9 protein-coding genes are annotated in these 8,764 nt (G+C 66.9%); 5 read left to right on the plus strand and 4 right to left on the minus strand.

All coding sequences use genetic code 11. From position 1 onward, the window contains the following. Positions 1-9 precede the first annotated feature (9 nt). From VN856_RS04670 to VN856_RS04685, 4 genes are read left to right on the plus strand one after another with little or no spacing between them, the layout of a single operon-like run. Positions 10-762 carry a DUF1295 domain-containing protein gene (locus tag VN856_RS04670; protein WP_325686643.1) on the plus strand — a complete coding sequence of 251 codons (753 nt, stop codon included), beginning with the start codon at positions 10-12 and terminating at the stop codon, positions 760-762. Between the two features lie 35 nt (positions 763-797). Continuing rightward, entirely contained in the window at positions 798-1,358 is a 561-nt protein-coding gene (sigK, locus tag VN856_RS04675; protein ID WP_325686630.1) for an ECF RNA polymerase sigma factor SigK, read from the plus strand. After that, positions 1,355-2,050, plus strand: a complete 696-nt coding sequence (locus VN856_RS04680; protein ID WP_325686632.1) for an anti-sigma factor — start codon at positions 1,355-1,357, stop codon at positions 2,048-2,050. Before sigK ends, VN856_RS04680 begins: the two co-directional genes overlap by 4 nt. A gap of 14 nt (positions 2,051-2,064) precedes the next feature. Then, complete coding sequence (locus VN856_RS04685; RefSeq protein ID WP_414686868.1) at positions 2,065-3,534, plus strand: NAD(P)-binding protein; 1,470 nt, start codon at positions 2,065-2,067, stop codon at positions 3,532-3,534. Here the strand turns inward: VN856_RS04685 and VN856_RS04690 are convergent. The 4 genes from VN856_RS04690 to VN856_RS04705 form a co-directional block, all read right to left on the minus strand. After that, positions 3,499-4,341: a hypothetical protein gene (locus VN856_RS04690; protein ID WP_325686636.1), complete on the minus strand. Its 843-nt coding sequence runs from the start codon at positions 4,339-4,341 to the stop codon at positions 3,499-3,501. The genes VN856_RS04685 and VN856_RS04690 overlap by 36 nt on opposite strands. 9 nt (positions 4,342-4,350) lie before the next feature. Beyond that, positions 4,351-5,889, minus strand: a complete 1,539-nt coding sequence (locus VN856_RS04695; RefSeq protein ID WP_325686638.1) for an aldehyde dehydrogenase family protein — start codon at positions 5,887-5,889, stop codon at positions 4,351-4,353. Positions 5,890-5,957: 68 nt separating this feature from the next. After that, on the minus strand, positions 5,958-6,473 hold the full coding sequence (locus VN856_RS04700) for a mycothiol transferase (protein WP_325686640.1): 516 nt from the start codon (positions 6,471-6,473) through the stop codon (positions 5,958-5,960). 11 nt (positions 6,474-6,484) lie between these two features. Then, entirely contained in the window at positions 6,485-6,850 is a 366-nt protein-coding gene (locus tag VN856_RS04705; protein ID WP_325686645.1) for a VOC family protein, read from the minus strand. Positions 6,851-6,953: 103 nt separating this feature from the next. Between VN856_RS04705 and VN856_RS04710 the strand changes: the two genes are divergently transcribed. Beyond that, on the plus strand, positions 6,954-8,675 hold the full coding sequence (locus VN856_RS04710; RefSeq protein ID WP_325686642.1) for an N-acyl-D-amino-acid deacylase family protein: 1,722 nt from the start codon (positions 6,954-6,956) through the stop codon (positions 8,673-8,675). The last annotated feature ends 89 nt before the right edge of the window (positions 8,676-8,764 follow it).

Here is an 8,764-nt window from a genome sequence, read left to right on the forward strand (position 1 = left end):
GGCGCGTCGATTGCGGCGCTGCTTGTGGTGCACACGATCACCTTCGCCATCGGCCACCGCATCGGCCGCTACAACGTCGTCGACGTCGCCTGGGGACTGGGCTTCATCGCCGTCGCGGCCGTCGCCGCGGTGCTCGGCACCGGCGACCCCACCCGCCGGTGGCTGTTGCTGGCGCTGGTCGCGATCTGGGGTCTGCGGCTGAGCGGATACATCTACCGACGGTCGGCCGGGCAGGGCGAGGATCCGCGCTATGCCGACCTGCTGCGCGACGCCACCGTCGGCCAGATTCTCGGCAAGGTCTTCGTACTGCAGGGCTTCGCCACCTGGTTCATCTCGCTGCCGCTGCAACTCTCCGCGGTCGCCGGGCCCACCCCACGACGTTGGCTGGCCGCCACCCTGGCCGGTGTGCTGGTGTGGTTGACGGGTGTCTTCTTCGAAGCCGTCGGCGACCATCAACTGCGGGTATTCAAGGCCGAACCGAGCCATCGCGGTCTGCTGATGGACCGCGGGCTGTGGGCCTGGACGCGTCACCCCAACTACTTCGGCGACGCCTCGGTGTGGTGGGGACTGTGGCTGATCACTCTGACCGCGTGGTGGTCACTGGCCACGGTGCTCTCCCCCGTGCTGATGACCTATTTCCTGGTTCACGCTACCGGAGCCCGGCTCACCGAGAAGTACATGCGGGGCCGTCCGGGCTTCAGCGAATACCAGCAACGGACATCGTTTTTCATTCCGCGCCCGCCCCGATCGGCGCGATCATGACGACCGCGGTTGCTGAGCGGATAGGCTACCGACCGATGACCGAAGCAAGACACGGTAGCGAGCTGGATTCGTTGCTGCGGCAGGTGGCGCGCCGCGACGCCGACGCGTTCGCTGCGCTCTACGACCACACCAGGGCCCGGGTCTACGGGTTGATCACCCGCGTGCTGCGCGACTCCGGCTACAGCGAGGAGACCACGCAGGAGGTCTACCTGGAGGTGTGGCGGACCGCCCAGGCGTACGACTCCGCCAAGGGCTCCGCGTTGGCCTGGCTGATGACGATGGCTCATCGCCGCGCTATCGACCGGGTGCGTTCGGAGCAATCCGCCGGCCAGCGGGAGTCGCGGTACGGTGCGGCCACCGTCGAGCGGCCCGGCGATCTGGTCGCCGATGCGGCGATCGCCGCTGACGAGCGCCGCCGGGTGGCGGCCTGCCTGGATTCGCTGACCGACGTCCAACGGCAGTGCATCGAGATGGCCTACTACGGCGGATTGACGTACGCCGAAGTCTCACAGCGGTTGTCGGCCAACCTGTCGACGATCAAGTCGCGGATGCGTGACGCATTGCGCGGTCTCCGCGGCTGTCTGGGGGTGACATGACCGAGCCGAACCCATTCGAACTGCTCGAGCTGGCCACGCCTTACGCCCTGAATGCCATCTCCGACAGCGAGCGCGCGGCCATTGACCGGCAACTCGCCGCGGCGCCGGCCACGGTTGCCGGTGCCTTCGACGACGAGGTGCGCGTCGTGCGCGAGACGATGGCCCTGATCTCGGCGGCGACGTCTGCCGAGCCGCCGGACCGGTTGCGCGCCGCGGTGCTGGCCGGGGCGCAGTCCGATACCACCCGCCGGTCTCGTTGGCGCAGAGCCGTATTGGCTGCGGCGGCGGCGATCGTGGTTGCCTTGGCGGCCTTCGGCGCCGGCATCGCGCTGCGACCAACTCCGACTCCGGCCACGGCCGAGCAGATCATGGCGGCACCCGACGTGCGATCGGTCTCGGCCGATGTGGCCGGCGGGAAGGCGACGGTGGTGTTCTCGCGGGACAAGAACGCCGGCATGCTGTTGCTGAACAACGTGCCGCCACCTTCGCAGGGAACCGTGTATGAAATGTGGCTGGTCGGTGACAACGGCCCGGTCGCGGCGGGCACGATGGACACCGCGGCCGTCACGCCGTCGACCACGCACATGTTCACCGACCTCGGGCACTCCAGCGTGCTGGCGTTTACCGTCGAACCGGGCAACGGGTCCCCCCAGCCGACCGGGAAGATCTTCGCCAAATTGTCACTGACCTAGCCAGCTCCGCCGGATTGGGGAATCCGATAACGTCGCCATCACGGGGAGGAACTGGTGTGACAACACTCGAAACGGATTATCTGGTCGTCGGCGCGGGCGCGATGGGAATGGCGTTCACCGACACCCTGGTGACCGAGACCGACGCCCAGGTGGTGCTCGTCGACCGCGGCCACGCGCCCGGTGGGCACTGGAACCGGGCCTACCCGTTTGTTCGCCTGCATCAGCCCTCGGCGTACTACGGCGTGAACTCCCGCGGGTTGGGCAGCGACAGCATCGACCAGCTCGGCTGGAACAAGGGGTTGTACGAGCTGGCAACCGTCGGCGAGATCTGCGCCTACTTCGAGCGGGTGATGCACCAGGACCTGCTACCCAGTGGGCAGGTGTCGTACTTCCCGATGGCCGAGTATCTGGGCGACGGCCGATTTCGCACGCTGGCCGGCGGCGACCACACCGTCCACGTCCGCAAACGAGTCGTGGACGCGACGTACCTGCAGACCACGGTGCCGTCGATGCGCCCGCCCGCCTACGACGTCGCCGACGGCGTCCACTGCGTGCCGCCCAACGACATGCCGGCCTTCGCGGCCGACCGCGAACGTTTCGTCATCGTCGGTGCCGGCAAGACGGGTATCGACGCCTGTTTGTGGTTGCTGCGCAACGGAATCCCGTCCGAACGGCTGACCTGGATCATGCCGCGCGATTCGTGGTTGATGGATCGAGCCAACATCCAGCCCGGTCCGCAATTCCTGGAGCGGTTCCAGGCCGGCTTCGCCCAGCGGCTGGTCGCGATCAACGCCGCCACATCGGTGGCCGACCTGTTCGAACGGCTGGAGGCCTGCGGCAATCTGCTGCGACTGGACCCGTCGGTGCAGCCGACCATGTATCGCTGCGCGAACGTGACGAAGACCGAACTAGAACAGTTGCAACGCATCCGCGACATCGTGCGAATGGGGCGTGTCGAGCGCATCGAGCCCGGCAAGGTGGTGCTGGCCGACGGGGGCGTCACCGTCGACGATTCGGCGCTGTTCGTCGATTGCAGCGCCGACGGGCTGGAGAAGCGGCCGGCAGCAACCGTTTTCGACGGCGACCGGATCACGCTGCAGAGCGTGCGCGGCTGTCAGCAGGTGTTCAGCTCCGGCCTGATCGCCCACGTCGAGGCCGCTTACGGCGACGACGCGACGCGAAACCGGCTGTGCCATCCGGTACCTCACCCCAATACAGATCTGGATTGGTTGACCACGACGCTCGCCGAGCAGCGCAACCAGATCGGTTGGCTCGAGGATCCCGATTTGATGGACTGGCTGTGCGCGGCGCGACTCGATCTGATGCGGCACATGTACGCGCCGCTGATCGGCAAGCCGCAGAAGGTGCGTGACAAAGTGTTCGGCATGATCACCGCGGGCATGCGGTCCGCCAACGACAAACTTGACACCCTACTGCGCGAACATCTTTCAGCTCTTCCGCAAGCTGCCGAGGCCGGCCGCTAATACGCCTAGTACCACCAGCGCGCCGCCCCCGGCCAATGTCAGGTCAAGCCAGTCATGCAGGCTGCTCTTCGCCTGGCCGACCATCACGTCGGCGATCCCACGGATACCGCCGGTCGTGTCGTTGAGGGTGTCGTTGATCGGGTAACGAGCCAGTTCGATCGCGGCCCATCCCGCGGCACCGACCAGCAACGCGGAGATTCCAAGGCTGGCCAGCGCGCGGCCACGGCTGCGCGCGACGGCCAGAGTCAGCAGTGCGAAGACGCCCGCCAGCGCCACCACGCCGATGGAAGCCCATAGACCCCAGGTGGCCAGCGGCCGTAACTGGCCAGGCTGCAACACCTTCGGCGTCGATACTGTCACCGGGATTCGGACCGTCTGCGGCACCTGCACGCTATAGCTTGTCAACAGCTGTTCGAACGCGGTGTCTTTGAGCATGCCGGCCAGGTCGACGACCCACTGGTCACCCTCGGACTGCGTGTGGGCCCCGGTGAACATCCAGTCGTGAGCCAGCCGGTTTGCATCGGCGAACTGCGCCGGAAAGTCGGGCCCGGCGGTGTAGCCGGCCGCGACGGCGTGCACTTGCGCGGAGTCGACGTGGTGGCTGTGTTGGTTGATCAGAACCGTTGCCTTAGTGGCGAGTTCGGCTGCCACCGCGGCCTGCAGCGCCTTATCGCCCGCCGCTTTGCGGGCCATGGCCGTGTACCCGTCGACGTCGACCACGTGAGTCTGTGTCCATACTGTCGGCACGGCAATGGCCAGCGCGACGGTGGCGCACAGCCACAACAGCGCCGTCAGCGCTAAACGCACGAAGTGGTCTTACTTGGCAACGCGACGCGGACGCGACAGCGCCATCCTCGTCATCATCTTGTTGACCCGCTTCAGCGCCTTGCGCGAATTGTGGTAATAGTTCTGGCCCGCACCGACATTGGTGCGGGGACCGACAACGGTCTCGACGCGACAGAACTTGCGCAACCCATCGGCGCCGCCGAACCGCGCCCCGATGCCCGACGTCTTCCAGCCGCCCATCGGCGCGGTCGTGCACATCAGGTTGGTGATCACGTCGTTGATGTTGACCGCACCGCAATCAAGCTGCAGCGCAACCTCTTTGGCGCGGTCGAAGTCACGGGAGAACACCGATCCACTCAGGCCGTAGTCGCTGTCGTTGGCCAGCCGGATCGCTTCCTCGACCGAACCGACCTTCATGATCGGCAGCGTCGGGCCGAAGGTTTCCTCGGTCATGCAGGCCATCGAGTGGTCCACGTCGACGAGCACCGTGGGCGGATAGAAGCTGCCCGACGTGTTGGTGCGCTGACCTCCGGTCAATGCCTTGGCGCCGGCGGCCACCGCCTCGCGGACGTGGCGTTCGGTCACCGACAGCTGCTGTTCGTCGATCATTGCCCCGAAGTCATGGCCCTCGCCGGCGCCGACCTGTAGTTCCTTGACGTCGCGAACCACGGCCTGAACGAACTGGTCGTATACCTGCTCGAGCACGTAAACCCGCTCCACCGAGACACAGGTCTGACCGGCGTTGAACATCGCTCCCCACACCGCCGCGTGGGCGGCGAGATCCACGTCGGCGTCCTCGAGAACGATCATCGGGTCCTTGCCGCCGAGTTCCAGGCTGACCGGTGTCAACCGGCGCGCGGCGCGTTCCATCACCTTGCTCCCGGTGGCGCTGGAACCGGTGAACTGCAGGTAGTCGACGTTGTCGACGACGGCCTCGGATACCGCGCGGGCACCCTGGGCCAGCTCGAACACCGCGGGTCCGCCGGATTCCTGCCAGCCGCGACGCAGCACCTCGGCGGTCAACGGGGTGCGCTCCGACGGCTTCAGCAGCACGGCGCAGCCGGCGGCCAGGGCACCGAGCCCATCCATCAAGGCGTTGGCCACCGGGTAGTTCCACGGCGCGATGATGCCCACGACCGCCCGCGGCCGGTAGTGCACGGTGACCTTCTTGATCGCCATGAACGGCAGTGCGGCCGGCCGCTTTTCGGGTGCCAGCGCCTTTTCCGCCGTTTTGATGTAGTACGAGATGATCATGATCAGCATCGGCACTTCCTGTGCCGCGTCGGTCGCGGATTTACCGGTCTCCTTGATCAGCAGCTCTTCGATCTCGCCGCGGTGCTCACCCAGCCATACCGCGAAGCGGGCCAACACCTTGGCGCGCCCCGGCGCGCCGCGCTGCTCCCATTCGCGCTGTGCGGCGCGCAGCCCGGCAACGATGGTGGGCACGTCAGCCGGGTCGGTCCACTGCACCTCGCCCGCGATCGCGCCGTTCGCGGGGCTGTGAATGGTGCCGGTGCCGGAAAACTCGGTGGTGCTGGGCGCGGTTTCGGGAGGCTTGATGGCGGTCATAGGGGCCATCGTAGACGCGTGACTGTGACGCAGGTCGCACACCCTCGACAGGTGTCAAGTTTGCCGAGCTAGGGGGCGATACCCAGCACGTACGCCGCTTGGCCGAGGTGCTGCGCGCAGTCGTCGATGATGCTGACGATCCGGGCACTGGCGGTCACCGGCGGATCCCAGTTTCGGTCGACGACGCGCTCCAGATCGTCGGCCGTGACGCCGGCGACGAACTCCAACGTCAGCTTGTGCACGGCGTGGTAGTAGCCGGCCAGCAGATCGACCGGCGCCTGCACTTTGGCCACCTCTGCCGGGCCGTGGCCATAACCGGTGTCGTTGCGGGGCAGGTCGAGGCCGAACCGGTCCACCCATCCGTCCGCGGTCCACACCTGCTCGACGCCGGCGATCGGGGCGAGTTGAACGTCCTGCACACGCGCGCTGTGCCAGATCAGCCAGGTGATGCTGTTGGCGTCCGGACCCGGCCGGTAATTGGCTGTGTCGTCGGTCAGCCCATCGGTGAGCTCGTCGACATGCTCGATCAGCCGGGTGAACGAATCGCGGAGCAATTCCCGGGCGGACGCGTCGGGGTCAGACATACTCGCCGACCCTACCCATGGCAGACGGCTTCGACATTGTTGCCGTCCGGGTCCCGGACGAAGGCGGCGAAGTAGCTCTCGCCGTACTCCGGCCACAACCGCGGGGCGTGTAGCGACTCGGCGCCCAACTCGACCGCGGCGTCATGAAATGCCCGCACCGCCTCATGGTCGATGGCCGCGAAGGCGAAGTGCGTTTCCCGATTCGGACCCATGCCGGCGCCTTCGGCGATCCAGAAATCCGGCTGGCCTTCGGGCCCATAGCCGACGGCCTCTCCGAAATCGAGTTGCCGCGGATAACCCAGCACGCCCAGCACTCGGTCGTAGAACTCTTGCGAGCGGGCATAGTCGGCGCAATTGATCCCGAAATGATCAATCATTGGCACCGCTCCTCCTCATCGCTTCGCTCTGCATCGTCGCCGGCGCAGATCGATCATCGAAACATCCTGGCATCAGAGACCGACACGGTCGTAGATTATTTAGATGACCTACGACCTCATCATCCGCAACGGCACCATCGTCGACGGGCTGGGAGGTGAGCCGTTCGTCGGTGACGTCGCCGTCAGTGACGGCGTCATCTCGGCGGTCGGGGCAGTCAACGGCGCCGGCGCGACACGCGAGATCGACGCAACCGGGCTGCTGGTCACGCCCGGCTTCGTCGACCTGCACACGCATTACGACGGCCAGTCCATCTGGTCGGAGCGGTTGACGCCGTCATCGGCGCACGGAGTGACCACCGTGGTGATGGGCAACTGCGGCGTCGGCTTCGCGCCGTGCCGGCAGGAAGACCACGACGTGCTGGTCGACGTGATGGCCGGGGTCGAAGACATTCCCGGTGTGGTGATGACCGACGGCCTGCCGTGGAATTGGGAGACGTTCCCCGAGTACATGAAGGCCCTCGACGCGGGCAAGCGCGACATCGATGTGGCCGCTTACCTTCCGCACTCGCCGCTGCGGGTCTACGTGATGGGTCAGCGCGGCGCCGATCGCGAGCCGGCCACCGCCGAGGACCTGGCCAGGATGCGAGAGCTGGCCAAGGAGGCCATCGAGGTTGGGGCGCTGGGCTTCGCCACGTCCAGGTTCACCATTCACAAGACCGAAAGCGGTTCACCGATCCCCAGCTATGAGGCGGCCCGCGAGGAGATCGAAGAGATCGCGCGTGGTGTCGTCGACGGCGGCGGCGGGCTGCTGCAATTCGTGCCCGACATTCCGGCCGGCGGCTATGAGTCCGTGCTGCAGACGGTGTTCGACGTCGCCGAGGACGTCGGGCTGCCGGTCACGTTCACCCTCGTCATCGGCAATATCGGCGACCCGACCTGGCCGGACGCCATCAACATGATCGAGAAGGCCAACGCCGCCGGCGGCGATGTCACCGCGCAGCTGCTGCCGCGCCCGATCGGTCTGATCATGGGGTTGCAGCTGAGTGCCAACCCATTCGTGCTCTACCCCAGTTATCGCGAGATCGCCGACCTGCCGCTGGCCGAGCGGGTGGCCGAGATGCGCAAGCCCGAGGTCCGCGCCCGCATCCTGGCCGACAAGCCCGGCGTGGGGCACCCGATCCTCGTCGTCACGCAGATGTGGGACTGGATCTTCCCGCTCGGTGACGAACCCGACTACGAACCCGACCCCTCGACCAGCATCGGCGCCCGGGCCCGGGCTCGCGGGGTGCACCCGATGGAAGAGGCCTACGACCGGCTGCTCGACGACGACGGCCGGGCCATGCTGCTGGTCGCGACCAGCAACCTGGAGAACAACTCACTGGACACCGTGGGCAACTTGCTGCATCGCGAGGATGTGGTGCTGGGTCTGGGCGACGGCGGCGCACACTACGGAATGATCTGCGACGCAAGCTATTCGACGTACTTCCTGGCGCACTGGGCACGCGACCGCAAGTCCGGCCGCTTCGAGGTGCCCGAGGCCGTCCGCCGACTCACCTCGGTGCCGGCCCGCGTTGCCGGTCTCGGCGACCGCGGCCGCATCGCTGTCGGCTACAAGGCCGACCTCAACGTCATCGACCACGCGGCGCTGCGGATCCACAAGCCGGTGATCACCCACGACCTGCCCGCCGGTGGCCGCCGACTGGACCAGACCGCCGACGGCTACGTCGCCACGATCGTCACCGGAGAGGTGATCGCCGAGAACGGCGTGCCCACCGAGGCGCGGCCCGGCAAGCTGGTCCGCGGCCGTCAGTCGGTGCCTGCCTGATTCCACTCGCCCCATTGGCGGCCTCCTGGGCCGGGGGGTGCGCTAACCGGACAGCGAGTCGAAGAGCGCGGCCAACTGATCCGGCGACA

The organism is Mycobacterium sp. (genome assembly GCF_035603715.1).
Taxonomy (GTDB): Bacteria; Actinomycetota; Actinomycetes; order Mycobacteriales; family Mycobacteriaceae; genus Mycobacterium.